Here is a 16,815-nt window from a genome sequence, read left to right as displayed (position 1 = left end):
TCTCATGAGTGCAAAGATCAGACTGTATGTAGAGCACCCTCTGGGTCAGGGGCAATCGGTTCCTTTGACGCGCGAGCAGGCCCATTACCTGTTTGGCGTCATGCGCCTGTCCGTCGGTGGACAGGTCGCGCTGTTCAATGGGCAGGACGGAGAGTGGCTGGCCGAGGTAATAGAGGCAGGCAAGCGGGGCGGCGTCTTGTCCTGCGTTGAGCAATCCAAACCGCTGCAACTGCCACCAGACCTGTGGTTCCTGTTCGCGCCGATTAAAAAGGCGCGGACTGACTTTATCGTTGAAAAGGCAGCGGAAATGGGCGCGGCGCGGATCATGCCGGTGCAGACAGAATTCACCAATTCGGAACGCATTCGTCAGGACCGCTTGCAGGCGCACGCCGTTGAGGCGACCGAGCAATGCGGTGGAACATTTGTGCCCGAGGTGGCTGATCTGCAGCGTTTGGATCGCGTTTTGGAAAGCTGGCCCGAGGGGCGGCAACTGATGTTCTGCGATGAGGCCGAGGTAGGCTCGGCCCTGCGGTTGGCTGGCAATGAAACGGACCAACCCTGGGCTATTCTCATCGGCCCCGAAGGTGGCTTTTCCGAGCGTGAACGCGCGAGGCTGGCCGCGTTGCCTTATTCACATGTGGTCAGCCTTGGCCCGCGCATCCTGCGCGCCGATACGGCTGCCGTAGCGGCGCTGACCATGTGGCAGCAGGCGCTGGGAGACTGGGTGTGAACTGGCAAGAAGCGCAAGGCGCAGACGTTCCAAAGATCGACAGGTTCCTGTTCGAACACATCCAGACGTCCATGTTCCCTCTGGCGAACCTGCGGGACTACGGCTTGCGCGGCTCAGACCCGCGCGCCGTGAACTTGTGGGTATTGGGTGATAGTCCGCGGGCGGTTTTTGGAATCACAAATGAAGGTATGGTTCTGCCGCAATGCCCAGAATGCTCGGACGAAGAACTGAGCCATGCGATTCGCCTGATCCGAGGGCGCAAGTCGTTCGGTCTGGCGGCTGAGGCCGCTCAAGCCGGTCGGATCATGCAGCTTGCGGGATGGCAAGACCGGCCTGCAACCCTAAACAGTGACGAGCCGGGATTCTCGCTGGATCTGAATCGACTTGTCATGCCGGACGCCACCGGCGCGAAACTGGTGCCTCTGGATGAACTGCACCGATCCATAATAGTGGGATGGCGGCAAGACTATCTGATCGAAGCAATGGGCTTTGACCCTGAACGCGCGCAACCTCAGGCACAAAAAGATATCGCTGCCTATATCGAACGCGATTCCCATCGGGCCTTGTTGATGGATAACCAGCCGGTAGGAATGACCGGGTTCAACTCGCGTTTGCCAGAGGTTGTCCAGATTGGCGGTGTTTACACGCCGCCCGATTTTCGGGGGCATGGATACGCGCGACTGGCAGTGGCGCTGCATCTAAGCGAGGCGTATAGCAACGGCGCAACCCGCGCTGTTCTGTTTGCCGCTAGCGATGCCGCCGCGCGTGCCTATATAGCAATTGGGTTCCGGCCAGCAGGCCACTATTCCCTGATTCTGTTCAAAAACCCCGAGGACACGGCATGAGTTTCATCCGACCCGAAGCCAAACTGGCCCTGTGGCGCTGGCGCGAAGTGCTGGTGGCAGGGGTCGTCTTGTTGGTCGGCCTCAGCTGGATCGGCGGACCCGGTGGATTGCTCGGTTGGCTGGGCTGGGTTCTGATCGCGGTCTCGGTGGCGCTGGCCGTTATTGGCATTCAGCGCGCCCGGTTCCGTACCGGTGCAGGTGGCCCCGGTCTGGTGACAATCGATGAAGGTCAGATCACTTACCTAGGGCCGCTGACAGGCGGCATCGTTGCGACACGTGAAATCGAGCGCCTTGCGCTGGACCCGACATCGTCCCCGGCGCATTGGATTTTGGATCAACAGGGGCAGCCGACGCTTCACATTCCTGTGAATGCGGAAGGTGCCGAAGCGCTGTTCGATGTGTTCTCGGCCCTTCCGGGCTTGAAAACCGAACAAATGCTGTCGGAACTAAACGGTGGCGCGACGCATCCTGTGGTAATTTGGGAACGTACGCCTCTGCGTCCGGCCCATTTGAGGCTGCATTGACACTGGCGCGGTTTAAGACCACGACTGACCAAACGACAGACACATCAGGATCGGAGCACGGTTCATGTCCATTCCCCAGTCCGGCGGCGGACCGATCGAACGCCATGAGCAACTGGCCGAATATCTGGAATCGGGCTGCAAGCCCAAACAGGATTGGCGCATCGGAACCGAACATGAGAAGTTCGGCTATTGCAAAGATACGCTGAAACCGCTGCCCTTTGAGGGTGAGCGTTCCATTCTTGCGGTGCTGCAGGGGCTGCGCGATCTGCACGGCTGGGCCCCGGTGGAAGAGGCCGGCAAGCTGATCGGGCTGGAAAAGGACGGCGCCAATGTCTCGCTGGAACCCGGTGGGCAGTTGGAATTGTCAGGCGCGCCGCTTGAGACCATTCATGAAACCTGTGACGAGGTGAACGCGCATCTGCGTGATGTGAAGGATATCGCGGACAAGATCGGTGTCGGCTTCATCGGCCTTGGGGCCGCCCCGATCTGGACCCACGAGGAAATGCCGCTGATGCCCAAGGGGCGTTACCGGCTGATGAATGACTACATGGAAAAGGTCGGCACCATGGGCCGGTCGATGATGCGCCGGACGTGTACGGTTCAGGTCAATATCGACTTTGGATCCGAGGCCGACATGGTGCAGAAACTGCGCGTCGCGCTGGCGTTGCAGCCTGTGGCAACCGCACTGTTTGCCAATTCGCCGTTCTTTGAGGGAAAGCCAAACGGCCAGAAAAGCTGGCGCAGCTATATCTGGCGTCATCTGGATGATGCGCGCACCGGTATGCTGCCCTTTGTGTTCGAAGACGGGTTCGGGTTCGAGGCTTGGGTCGAGTACGCCTTGGATGTGCCTATGTATTTCGTCTATCGCGACGGCAAGTATATCGACGCGCTGGGCCAGTCCTTCCGTGACTTTCTGCAAGGCAAACTGCCTGCATTGCCGGGCGAAACGCCGACTTTGTCAGACTGGGCGGATCACCTGACCACAGCCTTCCCCGAGGCGCGGATCAAGAAGTTCATGGAGATGCGCGGGGCCGATGGTGGCCCATGGCGGCGCCTGTGTGCCTTGCCCGCATTCTGGGTGGGTTTGACCTATGATCAGGGTGCGTTGGATGCGGCCTGGGATCTGGTCAAAGGCTGGGACGCCGAAACGCGCGAAGAGCTGCGGGTTGCCGCGGCCCGGGACGGTTTGCAGGCGCAGGTCGGCGATATCAACATGCACGATCTGGCTGGTGAGGTGGTTTCGATCGCCCAAGCCGGCCTGAAATCCCGCGCCTTTCCCGGTGCAGGTGGGTTGGTACCGGATGAGACGCATTTCCTGAATGCGCTCAAGGACAGTATCGAAACAGGCAAGGTTCCGGCGGATGAATTGCTGGATCACTATAACGGCGACTGGAACGGCGATCTGACCCGGATTTATCCCGATTTCAGTTACTGACGGTCTCTTAGGTCTGTTGCCTTTAGGAGAGTATTTGCCAATTAACGCGATGTGACCTTGCCATGCGGCAGGGTCCTGCGAGTATGATTGGCGGGATATTCCCGAGCGTGATGGCGTCATGGCCCGTATCAGCGAACTGCATTATTCCAATGCCTATGCCGCCCAAAGCGGTGTGTCCGAGTTCCTAGAGGTTGCGCTGAGATCCGATGAGGATCCGGCCAATTTCACTGTGTCCTTCTATCAGGCGAATGGTCAGGTTGGGATCGAAATTCCGCTGGATCACCCGTCGGTTCAGGTTTCGACAGACCCTGACAACAACGAACAAGTCTTTGTGATTTCAGCGGACTTCTTTCCGATCTTGCTGACCGATCCCAATGGCGGTGGCTCTACCAACTATGAAGCCTATGCGCTGACCAATACGTCGACGGGCGAGGTCATTGATTTCTACGATATCGGTGGCGGAACCACAGATATCGTCGCTCAAAACGGGTTGGCCGCCGGGGAAACTTCGGAAAATCTGCCGGTTCTTGTCGGACCGAACCAAACCACAACGACCCTGCAATTCAATCAGCCCAACCCGGACACACTGGTGCATGCGCCGCTCTCACCCGGCGATTCAGGCGCGCCGTGTTTCGCGGCTGGCACGTTGGTCGACACGCCAGACGGCCCGCGCAGGGTTGAAACTCTGGGGCCGGGTGACCTGGTGCTAACGCAGGACGATGGTGCTTGCATCATTCGCTGGGCCGGTGGCTGCACTGTTTCAGGACGGGGTCGTTTTGCACCCGTTCGCATCCGTTCCGGCGCGTTGGGGGCGGAAAGGGACATTTACGTCTCGCCGCAACACCGCCTGCTGGTCTCAGGTTGGCAGGCGCAGCTGCTGTTCGGAGAAGATGAGGTTCTTGTGGCGGCCAAATCAATGGTCAATGACACGACCATCACATCCGCGCCTTGCGACCTTGTCCACTATGTCCACCTGTTCTTTGACCGGCATCAACTGGTGTCGACCTCTGGCCTGATCTCGGAAAGCTTCTTTCCCGGCGCGCAGGGCTTGTCGAGTCTTGACCGCGAAGCCGCAGACGAGCTGTTCGCCTTGTTCCCCGAGCTTTTGGATCAGCCGCAAAATTATGGCCCGACTGTTCGCCCGGTCCGGTGCGGCCCACAAGTGGCAATGCTGCGGGCGATCTGATCCGCCCCTCTTGCTTTCGCAGACTGCTGTGATAGCAGAGCTTCAACAGCATTCAGGGAACCGTCATGGACGATCTTAAGGCAAAATATCTGGGTCAGATCGCCGATGCAGGCGACGAAAACGCGCTCGAAGCGATCCGTGTCGCGGCTGTCGGCAAAAAAGGCGAAGTCGCGCTGAAGATGCGCGAGTTGGGCAAGATGACGCCCGAGGAACGACAGGTCGCTGGCCCCGCGCTGAATGCCCTGAAGGATGAGATCAACTCGGCCCTGTCTGCCAAGAAAGCCGCTTTGGCCGATGCCGCACTGGACGAACGCCTGCGCACCGAATGGCTGGACGTCACCCTGCCGACCCGCGCGCGCCGTCAGGGCTCGATCCACCCGGTCAGCCAAGCGACTGAGGAGCTGACCGCGATCTTTGCCGAACTGGGTTTCTCGGTGGCCGAAGGGCCGCGGATTGAGACCGACTGGCATAATTTCGACGCGCTGAACATCCCCGGCCACCACCCCGCGCGGGCCGAGATGGACACGTTCTACATGCACCGTGCCGAGGGCGACAATCGCCCGCCGCACGTGCTGCGCACCCATACGTCGCCGGTCCAGATCCGCTCGATGGAGAAACAGGGCGCGCCGATCCGCATCATTTGTCCGGGCGGCGTGTACCGTGCCGACTATGACCAGACCCACACCCCGATGTTCCATCAGGTCGAAGGGCTGGCCATCGACAAGGATATCTCGATGGCGAACCTGAAATGGGTTCTGGAAGAGTTCGTGAAGGCGTTCTTCGAGGTCGACGATGTCGAACTGCGCTTCCGCGCCTCGCACTTCCCCTTCACTGAACCGTCGGCCGAGGTCGATATCCGCTGTTCCTGGGACAACGGCCAGCTGAAGATTGGCGAGGGCGACGACTGGATGGAGATTTTGGGCTCGGGCATGGTCCACCCCAAGGTGATTGCCGCCGGTGGGATTGATCCGGAGGTCTATCAGGGCTTTGCCTTTGGGATCGGCATCGACCGTCTGGCGATGCTGAAATACGGCATCCCTGACTTGCGCGCGTTCTTTGATAGCGACCTGCGCTGGCTGCGCCACTACGGGTTTGCGGCGCTGGATATGCCGAACCTGCATGGTGGTTTGAGCCGTTAAATGTATCAGCTCAGCGCGGTAATGGCTTGGTGTTACAACTGGTGCCTTACTCGCGCTGAAAGAATGCCGCGCTGGCAAGGTTATGTCATTGAGATTTTAGCTGCCTTAGGCTTAATCGCAGTGGCCATACTTGCGCCTAATTGGGTGTTGTTTACCTATTGGGTGATCGTGTGTAGCCCGGTCAGTGTTTTTGGCGCAGCGCATCACAGCGTTTGGAAAAAACGTGATGAAATCTGGCGCGACCAGCAAAATCAATTGCAGAAGACTAAAAGCCTAATCGGCCGCTCCAAGTGAGCTAACCATTGGTTTTGCCTGCGCAAAGCAGGGCTGAGCAAAATCGATAATCCGCGCCCTGGACATCCCTCCGTCTAGTGACGGCGCTGCTTGTTACACTCTCGCACGAGTTTGTGACGTGACAGGTGGTGTTACGAAGCTAGGCTCCGGCCAATGATTTATCGTTTGCTCTGCCTGCTTCTGCTCTCCTCTGCTCCGGCCCTTGCAATGGGGCCTTGGAATTCCGATTGCCATGACGATACCGCATGTGAGGTCGGCGACCGTTCATATCATGTGCTGGAACCCGATGGCTGGGACGGTGAAACGCCTCTGCCGGTGTTGCTGCACTTTCACGGCTGGGCGCGGCAGGGGACGGTAGTGGTGAACCACGAACGTATCGCTGGGGCCACGAAGCTGCGCGGCGTGTTGTTGGTGGCCCCGAACGGGTTGGGCAAAAGCTGGGATTTCTGGACCTCGGACACCGGCGACGTGCCTTTTGCCGACCGGGTGTTGGAGGACGTCGCCAAACGCTATCCGATTGACCCGGACCGCATCTATGTCTCTGGCTATTCGTTCGGTGGCGCGATGGCGTGGCGCTATGTCTGTCAGTCGGGAAATGACACGGCCGCTTTGCTGGCGGTCGCAGGCTCGATCCGGCAGACCGAGGATTGCCCGCAAGCCCCGGCCGAGGTGCGCCATGTGCACGGGACCAGCGACACCGTGATGGATTTCCCTTTTGGGCCGGGCGGGGACACGACTTATCTAGTGGCGCTGTGGCGGGAGAAATATGGTTGCCACGACGCCACCCCGGGCGGGGATTGGAGCGTCGTGCCGATCCTGACGCTCAGCCGGATGGAATGGACCGATTGCGCGCAGGGGCAGGTGGTGCTGGACACACATCCTGGTGGACATTTCATTCCCCACGGCTGGATTGGACGGCAGTTGGATGAGCTGCTGGGGCGCGAGCCGACATATCCCTGATCATTTGACTTGCACAGGTATTTCCAGCTTGGTTGCCCGGAATGATCCGAAAATGGAACTGCCCGATGAAAACCTTGCTGCTAAGCGCCCTGATCCTTGCAACCACACCTGTTCTGGCGCGCGACATCTATCCGCCGGTTGAGGTGCTGTTGCAGACCGATAAATCCGTGATTGGTGAACCGCTGGAATACCCCGAAGGCAAGGCGCAGATAACCATGGCCATCGTGACCATGCAGCCCGGCCAAAAAACCGGCTGGCACCGGCATGAGGCCCCATTGGCGGCTTACATGCTAGAGGGTGAAATCACCGTGGATTACGGGGATGCCGGGACCAAAACCTACAAAACCGGTGACGCGCTGGTTGAGGCGTTCCGTTCACCTCATGCAGGCGTGAATTCAGGCGGAGATATCGCGCGGATTCTGGCCGTGTTTGCCGGTGCAGAGGGCGTTTCCAACACGGTCGCGGAAGAGTAGGCACCCAAGCCCCCCGCACCCTCTTTCCCCTGTCCGCAATATCCGTTAAACGCGGTCTGACCCTAGATTTACTGGCGGATACCGACCGATGAAATTCACTCTTTCCTGGCTGAAAGACCACCTCGACACCGATGCGTCGGTGGATGAGATTGCAGAGACGCTGACCGATCTTGGACTGGAAGTCGAAGAGATCGTGAATCCGGCGGACCGTCTGGCGGGCTTTACGCTGGGCTATGTGAAGCACGCGGAAAAGCACCCGGATGCGGATAAGCTGCGCGTTTGCACGGTCGCGACTGACGAAGGCGATCTGCAGATCATCTGCGGCGCGCCCAACGCACGCGAAGGTATCACGGTCGTGGTCTGTAAGCCGGGCATGTATATCCCCGGTCTGGATCTGACGATCAGCGTGGGCAAGATCCGCGGCGTCGAAAGCTTTGGCATGATGGCCTCGGAGCGGGAGCTGGAGCTGTCAGAAGAACATGACGGCATCATCGAGCTGCCCTCGGGCGAAGTCGGCGACAAATTCGTCGACTGGTTGGCCGAGAACGAGCCGGCAAAAGTCGATACGATGATCGAGATCGCGATCACGCCGAACCGCCCTGATGCGCTGGGCGTGGCCGGGATCGCTCGCGATTTGGCTGCACGTGGCGTCGGTACGCTGAAAGAACGCGGCTATACACCGGTGCCGGGTGAGTTCGAAAGCCCGATCAACGTAACGATCGACGAGGATACGCTGGACGGTGCGCCGCATTTCACCGGCCGCCTGATCAAAGGGGTCAAGAATGGCCCCAGCCCGCAATGGCTGCAGGATCAGTTGAAGGCAATCGGCCTGCGTCCGATCTCGGCATTGGTGGATATCACCAACTATATTACGTTCGACCAGAACCGCCCGTTGCACGTTTTCGATGCGGACAAGGTGCAGGGCAACTTGCGTGTTCACCGTGCCAAAGGCGGTGAAAAGCTGGTTGCGCTGGACGAGAAAAAATACACCCTGCATCCCGGTATGATGGTGATTTCGGACGATAAGGGCCCGGAGTCGATTGCCGGGATTATGGGCGGTGAGGAAACCGGCTGTACCGAGGGCACCGTGAATGTGTTCCTTGAGAGCGCGTTTTGGGATCATGTGCAGATCGCGTTGACCGGCCGTGCGCTCAAGATCAACTCGGACGCGCGTTATCGGTTCGAACGTGGCGTAGACCCTGAATACACGCTGGAAGGGTTAGAACATGCGACGCAGATGATCCTGGATATTTGCGGTGGCGAAGCCTCGAAAGTGGTCGAAGCTGGCAAGGCACCGGATCACTCGCGCGCCTACAAGCTGGATGCTGAACGTGTGCAGTCGTTGGTGGGCATGGACATTCCGGAAAGCGAGCAACGCCAGACCCTGACCCGTTTGGGCTTTCGTTTGGAAGGCGAGCTGGCGCATGTCCCAAGCTGGCGCCCCGACATCATGGGTGAGGCCGATCTGGTGGAAGAGGTCGCGCGGATTGCATCGCTGACCAAACTGCAGGGCAAACCGCTGCCGCGTGTCACCGATGGCATCCCCAAACCGGTGATGACCCCGACGCAACGCCGTCAGTCGATGGCGCGTCGCACTTGTGCCGCGCTGGGGTACAATGAATGCGTCAGCTACACCTTCATCGATCAGGCTTCGGCTGCCTTGTTCGGTGGCGGGGATGAAGCGACGCAGTTGGAAAATCCGATCTCGTCCGAGATGAGCCATTTGCGCCCGGATCTGCTGCCCGGTCTGCTGCAGGCCGCCGCCCGTAATCAGGCGCGAGGGTATGCAGATGTCGCGCTGTTCGAGGTTGGCCCGGTTTTCCATGACGGCGAACCTGGCGATCAGAATACCCAGATTACCGGGCTGCTTGTCGGTCGCAACGGCCCTAAGGACGTGCACGGTGCCTCGCGCCCAGTTGACGTGTTCGACGCCAAAGCAGATGCCGAGGCCGTGCTGACGGCCATTGGAGCACCCGCCAAGGTGCAGGTCCTGCGCGACGGTGACGCCTGGTGGCATCCGGGTCGTCACGGCAAAATTTGTCTGGGTCCCAAAAAGGTGTTGGGTGTCTTTGGCGAACTGCATCCACGCGTGTTGCAGGCGATGGACATCAAAGGCCCGGCGATGGCCTTCACCATCTGGCCAGAAGAGGTGCCTCTGCCGCGTAAATCCGGCGCTACCCGCGCCGCGCTTGAACTGCGTGATTTGCAGGCGGTAGAGCGTGACTTTGCATTCGTCGTCGACGAGAGTGTCGAGGCGCTGACATTGGTGAACGCCGCAGCCGGCGCCGACAAAGCTTTGGTCGAGGACGTTCGAGTCTTTGACGAATTCATTGGCGGCAGCTTGGGTGAAGGCAAGAAATCACTGGCCATTACCGTGCGCCTGCAGCCGACGGATGCGACGCTGAAGGAAAAAGACATCGAAGCGGTCGCCGAAAAGATCATCGCCAAGGTTACCAAGGCAACAGGCGGTACATTACGCGGTTGATGCTTGGCCGCCGCTGGCGGGAGTGTTTTTGAAAAGATGAAGGGGCGGTCGCGCCCTTTCAGTTTTTGCGGAGGACAAAAGATGCTGAACGTTTACCTATCTGGCGAAATCCACACCGACTGGCGGGAACAGATCATTGAGGGTGCTCAGGGTCTGGATATCACTTTCAACAGTCCGGTCACCGATCACGCGGCCAGCGACGATTGCGGTGTGGCCATTCTCGGGGCCGAGCCGAACAAGTATTGGCATGACCACAAGGGCGCGATGGTCAACGCGATCCGCACGCGCAAGGGTATTGCGGATGCCGATGTGGTCGTGGTCCGGTTCGGCGAGAAGTACAAACAGTGGAATGCAGCCTTCGATGCGGGTTATGCTGCGGCTTTGGGAAAGTCCTTGATCGTACTGCACGGTCCTGATCACCAGCACGCGCTGAAAGAAGTGGATGCTGCGGCGCTGGCTGTGGCCGAGCACCCGGGCCAAGTGGTTGATGTGCTGCGCTATGTTCTGACGGGCGCCCTGCCAAAATAACTCACGCTACGTTCCGCTTGCCTGATTTCAGGGCGCTTTCTACCGTCTGATAGGGCAGTGGGGGAGAGCAGCCATGGAATTCGATTACGTCATCGTGGGCGGCGGGTCCGCTGGTTGTGTGATGGCCGCGCGGCTGAGCGAACAACTAGACACAAGCGTTTGCCTGATCGAAGCGGGCGGGGCGGGTGAGGACCTGGTGATCCGGGCTCCGGCCCTGGTGGCAGCCATGGTGTCGGGGCGACCCAAGCTTAATAATTGGGCCTTTCAAACGGTGCGCCAGCCCGGGTTGAATGGTCGGAAAGGGTTTCAGCCACGCGGCAAAGCGCTGGGGGGCTCATCGGCGATCAACGCCATGCTTTACGTGCGTGGTCATCCTAGCGACTATGATGAATGGGCGGATTTGGGGTGCGAAGGTTGGGATTGGAAGAATGTCCTGCCTTACTTTCGCAAGACCGAGGGCAACGCGCGCGGTGCGGATGATCTCCATGGCGGTGATGGTCCCTTGCAGGTGTCGGACCAGTCTGAGCCGCGTGCCATCTCTCATGCGTTTGTCGAGGCCTGCGGCCAGCAACAAATTCGCAAGACAAAGGATTTCAACGGGCCGACACAGGAAGGCGCGGGCCTGTATCAGGTCACGCAGTTCCACGACGGGGCGCATAAGGGTGAACGCTGCTCGGCGGCTGCGGCCTATTTGCGGGGCGCCAAATCGCGGCCGAACCTGACAATCATGACAGGGGCAGAAGCTCAGAAGATCCTTTTGGACAAAAAGCGCGCAAACGGGGTTTTGCTGCGTCAGAAAGGTAAGGCTGTCGAGGTTCGCGCCCGCCGTGAGGTCATCCTTTCGGGGGGTGCTTTTGGTTCGCCACAATTGCTAATGTTGTCCGGTATTGGGCCCGAAGACGAGTTGAAACAGCACGGTATTCCTGTTCTGCACGACTTGCCCGGCGTTGGTCAGAATCTGCAGGACCATCTGGACTATGTCCTCAGCTATCATTCGAAACGTAAGGATGTCATAGGGCTGACCCCGGGCGGGCTATGGAACCTGGCCAAGGCAGGGTTGGACTGGCGCCGCACTGGAGAGGGGCTGTTTGCGACTCCCTTTGCCGAAGGCGGCGCGTTTTTCAAATCTGATCCATCCGTTTCCAAACCGGATCTTCAGCTGCACTTTGTTGTCGGAATCGTTGACGACCACATGCGCAAGATTCACTTGTCGCACGGGTTTTCGTGCCATGTCTGTGTGTTGCGCCCGTTCAGCAGGGGCAGCGTGGGTCTAACCTTGGACCGGGCCGGAGAGGCACCGCGTATTGATCCGGCTTATCTCAGCGATGACCGCGATCTGGATCTGTTGAAGCGCGGGGCTCGTATCATGGAATCAATTCTCGAATCCGAACCACTGGAACCCTGGCGCAAAAAGCGACTCTATCCCCATGACGGCAGTGATCAGGCCTTGGAGGCTGATATCCGCAGCCGTGCCGACACGATCTATCACCCGGTGGGCACCTGCAGGATGGGGGTCGACGATATGGCCGTTGTCGATACCGAAGGTCGGGTTCATGGGGTCGAGGGGCTGCGGGTGGTGGACGCATCGGTCATGCCGACTTTGGTCGGCGGCAATACCAATGCGCCCACTATCATGATTGCTGAAAAGATCGCCGAAGCAATCAGTCCCGGAGCGGCGTAACCAGGCCTTTTTGCACCGCGGGTCGCTCTAGGAACCGGTCGAGATACGCCACCAGATTAGCGTGGTCTTCCCAACCAACAAGGTCGCGGGCATTGTAGAATTCGAGCCCGCGCAGCCACGGCGCGATTGCGATATCGGCAATCGAATAGTCTCCGGCAATCCAATCCTGGCCTTCAAGCTGTTGGTTCAGGACATTCAGCAATCGCTTGGCCTCGTTCACGTAGCGTTCGCGGGGGCGCGGGTCTTCGATCTCGCTGCCTGCGAATTTGTGAAAATAGCCCAGTTGCCCGAACATTGGACCGATGCCGCCCATCTGGAACATCACCCATTGGATCACGCGATATTTGTCGGCTTTGGTTTGACCCAGAAACTTGCCGCTTTTCTCGGCGAGGTATATCAGGATCGCTCCGCTTTCGAACAGGCCAATGGATTCTCCGTCCGGACCATTCGGGTCGATGATCGCCGGGATTTTGTTGTTGGGGTTCAATGACAGGAATTCGGGGCTTTTGACATCTGAGTCCGAAAGCGTAACCCGATGGGCTTCATAGGGCAGGCCGGTTTCCTCCAGCATGATCGACGCTTTGACGCCGTTCGGCGTGGGGAAAGAATAGAGCTGAATCCTGTCGGGAAACTGCGCAGGCCAGCGTGCCGTTATCGGGTGAGAGGCGGTATCCAGCATTGGGGGGCTCCTGTCATGGGTTGCCAGCAATAGGTAGGTACACCTGCCCAGTCTTGCCAGTATCTGGGCTGTGCATACAAGGTCAGGGGCTGTGTGCGTGAGAACAACGGGGAAAACCTGCGTATCTCACACCTAGACCGAAGCGCGCTTATGGATCACTATTCCGCCAATCCCGCGCTGAGAGACGCGGGTTTGCCGTGAATCGAAAGGAGATGCGCGTGGATGATGTCGTAACACAGGTGGGTGCCTTTGCCCCGCTGATCATAAGCGCAGTCAAAGCGCTGGTAGTACTGATCCTTGGATGGATCATTGCTGGCGCCATTGCCGGTGTAGTCCGGCGCCGGATCAATGCGACACCGCATATTGATCAGACGCTTGGGAATTTCGTCGCCAGTCTGGTGAAATGGGTCATATTGGCCATGGTACTGGTTGCAGTGCTGGGCATCTTTGGCATTCAGGCGACAAGCATCGTCGCCATTTTGGGTGCTGCTTCTCTGGCCATTGGTTTGGCCCTTCAAGGAACGCTTAGCGATCTTGCTGCGGGCGTTATGCTGGTTGTCTTCCGCCCTTACAAGCTGGGTCAGTATGTCGATATCGGCGGCACCGCAGGCACTGTCAAGGATCTGAACCTGTTCACGACCGAGCTGGTGACGCCGGATAACGTGCAGATCATCGTTCCCAACGGACAATCCTGGGGATCGATCATCACGAACTACTCGGCGCATGACACGCGGCGTGTCGATCTGGTGTTCGGCATTGACTACGGTGACAGCGCTGATGAGGCGATGAAGATCATTCTGGATGTCGCGAAGGCCGATGACCGAATTCACTCAGATCCAGAGCCGTGGGTGCGCGTGACCAACCTGGGCGACAGCTCGGTCGATCTGACCGCACGCCTGTGGTGCAACGCCGCCGATTACTGGGACCTGAAGTTTGAGATCACTAAGGCCGTGAAAGAGGCGTTTGACGCCAAGGGTGTGTCGATTCCGTACCCACATACCGTGGAAATTCGGAAAGAGGGCTGAACTCTCCCGCCCGTCGAGCGGGCATTGGAAATGCCCTCCTCCGGTTGGGCCCGGCGCCGCGCTTTTAGCGCGGCGTTTTTTTATTGGTGCAAAAGTCGTTCGATCAAAAGAAAAGCGGCGCGCCGCCATGCCCAACGCTGCAAAGCAGCCGCTTCAGCGGCTACTTTCAGAGGCGGGAGTGCTTCAGGCGTTGACGATTGCCTCGGGCGAGACAATATCCAGACCCAGCGCCGTACCAACAGCTTCGTAAGTCAGCTGACCGGCATGGACGTTCAGACCTGCCAGCAAATGCGGGTCGTCCTGACATGCTTTCTTCCAGCCTTTACCCGCCAGCGCCAGCAGGAACGGCATGGTCGCGTTGCCCAATGCGATGGTCGAGGTTCGCGCAACTGCGCCCGGCATGTTGGCAACGCAGTAGTGCATGACGCCGTCCACTTCATAGATCGGATCGGCATGAGTGGTCGCTTTGGAGGTTTCAAAGCAGCCGCCCTGGTCGATCGCAACGTCAACCAGAACCGCACCAGGTTTCATGGTGGCCAGCTGCGCGCGCGAGATCAGCTTGGGTGCCGCAGCGCCAGGGATCAGAACCGCACCGATGACCATGTCGGCATCCTGGATCAGCTCGGCCGTTGCGCCGGCTGTCGAGTACTGGCTTTTGAATGTGCCGCCAAAGACGTCGTCGAGGTAACGCAGGCGTGGCAGAGACCGGTCCAGAACGGTGACGTCAGCGCCCATGCCGGCCGCGATCTTGGCAGCGTGGGTACCAACAACGCCGCCGCCGATCACGATGACTTTGGCCGGGCCAACGCCGGGAACGCCACCCATCAGAACACCGCGGCCGCCATTGGCTTTTTGCAGGGTCCACGAACCGACCTGAGGTGCCAGACGACCGGCAACTTCGGACATCGGCGCCAGCAGCGGCAGGCCGCCGTTGCGGTCAGTTACGGTTTCATAGGCAATCGCGGTGCAGCCCGACGCCAGCAGGTCGTGGGTCTGGGCTGGATCAGGTGCCAGGTGCAGGTAGGTGAACAGCAGCTGGCCTTCACGCAGCATCTTGCGCTCGACCGCCTGGGGTTCTTTGACCTTTACGATCATGTCCGCGGTCGCAAAAACTTCTTCTGCGGTGTCGACGATGCGCGCACCTGCAGCAACATACGAGTCGTTGTCAAAGCCGGAACCCATGCCGGCATTGGTTTCAATGATGACCTCGTGGCCGCGCGCAACAGCTTCTTGCGCAGCGTTGGGGGTCATCCCAACACGGAATTCCTGGGGTTTGATTTCCTTGGGGCAACCGATTTTCATTTCTCGCTCCTCCATTCATAAACTGCCCAAATTATGTGCAATTCGGGATGCAATTTCTGTGAAACTCTGCCCGTCATTTAGGTTTTCTTTGCGAGAATCTTCGGTATTATTGAAATTTCTTGCAAAGGATTTGCGCCAATGAGCCTTGATACGACCGATAGAAAGATTCTGGCTGCTCTGCAGAGAAACGGCAGGATGTCGAATGCCGAGCTGTCAGATCAGGTGAATCTTTCGCCGTCGGCGTGTCATCGGCGGGTCCAACGGCTTGAGGCCGAAGGGTACATCCGAAACTATGTTGCGCTGCTGGATGCACGCAAGATGAACGTCCCGACCACCGTGTTTGTTGAGATCACCTTGCAGGGGCAAGCCGAAGAGCTTCTGGACGCGTTCGAAAAAGCGGTGGCGCGTATTCCCGACGTTCTGGAGTGTCATCTTATGGCGGGGACGGCGGACTATATTCTGAAGGTTGTCGCCGAGAACACCGAGGATTTCGCCCGAATTCACCGTCAGTACCTGTCGCGTTTGCCCGGCGTAGCGCAAATGCAAAGCTCATTTGCCTTGCGCACAGTGTTCAAGACGACGGCCTTGCCGGTGTGATCGTCAGGCTGGTGTCGGGTAGGTGAACAGGATCAGATGCACGGCATTGAAGCCGAAATGCATCAGAACGGGCACCCACAACCGACCGGTCGCATAAAACCCCAAGCCACAGGCCGCACCAAGAATCGCGGCATAAGCGACCAGGGCCGGACCGCCCGGAAAATGAGCGAGACCAAACAGCAGGCCGGCCAGAGATACGCCAAGTGCTGCACCAAGTTTGGAAGCAATAAGCGACTGCAGGTACCCGCGGAAAAAAGCCTCTTCCGTCAGGCAGGTCAGAAACAGGTTCGACAATGCAAAAATCAGCCACCAAGGCGGTAGGCTGAGTTCTGGCCGGATGGCCTGCGCGGCCAGCCCAACGGCGAAGAGGGCGGGCAAGGTCGCAAGGCCCACCAGCAAGGGTGTTCTCCGGACAGGTCTCACTGAATCGGTCATTCCCGGCCCGGCCAGAAGAACCGCAAACAGCACCATTGGCTTGTCCAGATTCAAGTACATTGAAAACGCCGAACTGTCCGGTCCGGCGTAGACCCGGTCCAGTACCATCAGGTTTTGAAATCCGGGCACCAGATGTGCGCCCAATGCAAGACACCAGCCGATCAACATCACGTGGCCAACCGCCGCGCCGGTGCCTGTAAGATGGTTCAGGGCCGCAGCCCCCAGCAATCCGGCAGCAACAATTCCAACAGCCAAAGGCGTGACCAGCCCCAGGGCGAGGGCGGCAAGGCCAAACACCAACAGCAGCGTCAGGCCAAGTTGCCGCCGGCCCGAGGCCGCACTGACCATGCCGGCGATCAGTATGGACCAGGGCCATATCAATGGCAGAAGGGATACAAAATGCGCCACGGCTCTCTCATGTATTCAGGTGCGTATTGATGCCGTCGGACACCCCCAAATGGCAAGGCCGTGCAAGGATCAGCCTGTGCCTTACTGCC

General features: G+C 59.0%; 17 protein-coding genes. 14 read left to right on the top strand and 3 right to left on the bottom strand.

Features of this window, described 5'->3' with window-relative positions; genetic code table 11:
- The first annotated feature begins 4 nt into the window (after positions 1-4).
- From DK510_RS16320 to DK510_RS16265, 12 genes are all read left to right on the top strand, one after another.
- Positions 5-730 (top strand): 16S rRNA (uracil(1498)-N(3))-methyltransferase, encoded by a 726-nt coding sequence (locus DK510_RS16320; protein ID WP_109312972.1) that lies wholly within the window; start codon positions 5-7, stop codon positions 728-730.
- Positions 727-1,575 carry a GNAT family N-acetyltransferase gene (locus tag DK510_RS16315; RefSeq protein WP_234999104.1) on the top strand — a complete coding sequence of 283 codons (849 nt, stop codon included), beginning with the start codon at positions 727-729 and terminating at the stop codon, positions 1,573-1,575. The genes DK510_RS16320 and DK510_RS16315 overlap by 4 nt, the downstream gene beginning before the upstream one ends.
- Positions 1,572-2,099: a hypothetical protein gene (locus tag DK510_RS16310; protein WP_058273616.1), complete on the top strand. Its 528-nt coding sequence runs from the start codon at positions 1,572-1,574 to the stop codon at positions 2,097-2,099. Before DK510_RS16315 ends, DK510_RS16310 begins: the two co-directional genes overlap by 4 nt.
- Before the next feature lie 64 nt (positions 2,100-2,163).
- Positions 2,164-3,534, top strand: coding sequence for a glutamate--cysteine ligase (locus tag DK510_RS16305; protein ID WP_058273615.1), 1,371 nt, complete (start codon positions 2,164-2,166; stop codon positions 3,532-3,534).
- Positions 3,535-3,652: 118 nt separating this feature from the next.
- A complete protein-coding gene (locus tag DK510_RS16300) occupies positions 3,653-4,720 on the top strand; it encodes a Hint domain-containing protein (RefSeq protein WP_109312971.1) in 1,068 nt (355 codons plus the stop codon).
- Positions 4,721-4,785: 65 nt separating this feature from the next.
- Positions 4,786-5,859 carry a phenylalanine--tRNA ligase subunit alpha gene (gene pheS, locus DK510_RS16295; RefSeq protein ID WP_109312970.1) on the top strand — a complete coding sequence of 358 codons (1,074 nt, stop codon included), beginning with the start codon at positions 4,786-4,788 and terminating at the stop codon, positions 5,857-5,859.
- On the top strand, positions 5,860-6,153 hold the full coding sequence (locus DK510_RS16290; protein WP_109312969.1) for a hypothetical protein: 294 nt from the start codon (positions 5,860-5,862) through the stop codon (positions 6,151-6,153). It begins immediately after the preceding gene.
- 153 nt (positions 6,154-6,306) lie between these two features.
- On the top strand, positions 6,307-7,113 hold the full coding sequence (locus tag DK510_RS16285) for a PHB depolymerase family esterase (protein WP_109312968.1): 807 nt from the start codon (positions 6,307-6,309) through the stop codon (positions 7,111-7,113).
- Between the two features lie 65 nt (positions 7,114-7,178).
- Positions 7,179-7,586, top strand: a complete 408-nt coding sequence (locus DK510_RS16280) for a cupin domain-containing protein (protein WP_160116551.1) — start codon at positions 7,179-7,181, stop codon at positions 7,584-7,586.
- Between the two features lie 88 nt (positions 7,587-7,674).
- On the top strand, positions 7,675-10,071 hold the full coding sequence (pheT, locus tag DK510_RS16275; protein ID WP_109312966.1) for a phenylalanine--tRNA ligase subunit beta: 2,397 nt from the start codon (positions 7,675-7,677) through the stop codon (positions 10,069-10,071).
- 81 nt (positions 10,072-10,152) lie between these two features.
- Positions 10,153-10,599, top strand: a complete 447-nt coding sequence (locus DK510_RS16270) for a YtoQ family protein (RefSeq protein ID WP_058278855.1) — start codon at positions 10,153-10,155, stop codon at positions 10,597-10,599.
- Positions 10,600-10,672: 73 nt separating this feature from the next.
- A complete protein-coding gene (locus DK510_RS16265) occupies positions 10,673-12,280 on the top strand; it encodes a GMC family oxidoreductase (RefSeq protein ID WP_109312965.1) in 1,608 nt (535 codons plus the stop codon).
- Here the strand turns inward: DK510_RS16265 and DK510_RS16260 are convergent.
- On the bottom strand, positions 12,261-12,959 hold the full coding sequence (locus DK510_RS16260; RefSeq protein WP_109312964.1) for a glutathione S-transferase family protein: 699 nt from the start codon (positions 12,957-12,959) through the stop codon (positions 12,261-12,263). The genes DK510_RS16265 and DK510_RS16260 overlap by 20 nt on opposite strands.
- A gap of 218 nt (positions 12,960-13,177) precedes the next feature.
- On the opposite strand from DK510_RS16260, the gene DK510_RS16255 reads away from it, so the two are divergent.
- Positions 13,178-13,984, top strand: coding sequence for a mechanosensitive ion channel family protein (locus tag DK510_RS16255; protein WP_058273694.1), 807 nt, complete (start codon positions 13,178-13,180; stop codon positions 13,982-13,984).
- Positions 13,985-14,167: 183 nt separating this feature from the next.
- Here DK510_RS16255 and ald read toward each other — a convergent pair whose 3' ends face one another.
- Positions 14,168-15,286 (bottom strand): alanine dehydrogenase, encoded by a 1,119-nt coding sequence (gene ald, locus DK510_RS16250; RefSeq protein ID WP_109312963.1) that lies wholly within the window; start codon positions 15,284-15,286, stop codon positions 14,168-14,170.
- Between the two features lie 138 nt (positions 15,287-15,424).
- Here ald and DK510_RS16245 point away from each other — a divergent pair, with 138 nt between their 5' ends.
- Positions 15,425-15,883 (top strand): Lrp/AsnC family transcriptional regulator, encoded by a 459-nt coding sequence (locus DK510_RS16245; protein ID WP_058278916.1) that lies wholly within the window; start codon positions 15,425-15,427, stop codon positions 15,881-15,883.
- 3 nt (positions 15,884-15,886) lie between these two features.
- Here the strand turns inward: DK510_RS16245 and DK510_RS16240 are convergent, their stop codons facing one another.
- Positions 15,887-16,726, bottom strand: a complete 840-nt coding sequence (locus tag DK510_RS16240; protein WP_109312962.1) for a CPBP family intramembrane glutamic endopeptidase — start codon at positions 16,724-16,726, stop codon at positions 15,887-15,889.
- Positions 16,727-16,815 lie beyond the last annotated feature (89 nt).

This window comes from Ruegeria sp. AU67 (assembly GCF_900312795.1).
GTDB classification, from domain to species: domain Bacteria; phylum Pseudomonadota; class Alphaproteobacteria; order Rhodobacterales; family Rhodobacteraceae; genus Ruegeria; species Ruegeria atlantica.
The sequence above is the reverse complement of the archived record's forward strand: the minus strand, read 5'-3'. Positions and strand labels throughout refer to the sequence as shown.

What these genes read in the sequence shown, in the direction of transcription:
- DK510_RS16280 (WP_160116551.1), top strand. Translation starts at nt 7,179, where the DNA reads ATGAAAACCTTGCTGCTAAGCGCCCTGATCCTTGCAACCACACCTGTT.
- DK510_RS16265 (WP_109312965.1), top strand. Translation starts at nt 10,673, where the DNA reads ATGGAATTCGATTACGTCATCGTGGGCGGCGGGTCCGCTGGTTGTGTG.
- DK510_RS16270 (WP_058278855.1), top strand. Translation starts at nt 10,153, where the DNA reads ATGCTGAACGTTTACCTATCTGGCGAAATCCACACCGACTGGCGGGAA.
- DK510_RS16310 (WP_058273616.1), top strand. Translation starts at nt 1,572, where the DNA reads ATGAGTTTCATCCGACCCGAAGCCAAACTGGCCCTGTGGCGCTGGCGC.
- DK510_RS16320 (WP_109312972.1), top strand. Translation starts at nt 5, where the DNA reads ATGAGTGCAAAGATCAGACTGTATGTAGAGCACCCTCTGGGTCAGGGG.
- DK510_RS16285 (WP_109312968.1), top strand. Translation starts at nt 6,307, where the DNA reads ATGATTTATCGTTTGCTCTGCCTGCTTCTGCTCTCCTCTGCTCCGGCC.
- pheT (WP_109312966.1), top strand. Translation starts at nt 7,675, where the DNA reads ATGAAATTCACTCTTTCCTGGCTGAAAGACCACCTCGACACCGATGCG.
- DK510_RS16305 (WP_058273615.1), top strand. Translation starts at nt 2,164, where the DNA reads ATGTCCATTCCCCAGTCCGGCGGCGGACCGATCGAACGCCATGAGCAA.
- pheS (WP_109312970.1), top strand. Translation starts at nt 4,786, where the DNA reads ATGGACGATCTTAAGGCAAAATATCTGGGTCAGATCGCCGATGCAGGC.
- DK510_RS16300 (WP_109312971.1), top strand. Translation starts at nt 3,653, where the DNA reads ATGGCCCGTATCAGCGAACTGCATTATTCCAATGCCTATGCCGCCCAA.
- DK510_RS16290 (WP_109312969.1), top strand. Translation starts at nt 5,860, where the DNA reads ATGTATCAGCTCAGCGCGGTAATGGCTTGGTGTTACAACTGGTGCCTT.
- DK510_RS16245 (WP_058278916.1), top strand. Translation starts at nt 15,425, where the DNA reads ATGAGCCTTGATACGACCGATAGAAAGATTCTGGCTGCTCTGCAGAGA.
- ald (WP_109312963.1), bottom strand. Translation starts at nt 15,286, where the DNA reads ATGAAAATCGGTTGCCCCAAGGAAATCAAACCCCAGGAATTCCGTGTT.
- DK510_RS16260 (WP_109312964.1), bottom strand. Translation starts at nt 12,959, where the DNA reads ATGCTGGATACCGCCTCTCACCCGATAACGGCACGCTGGCCTGCGCAG.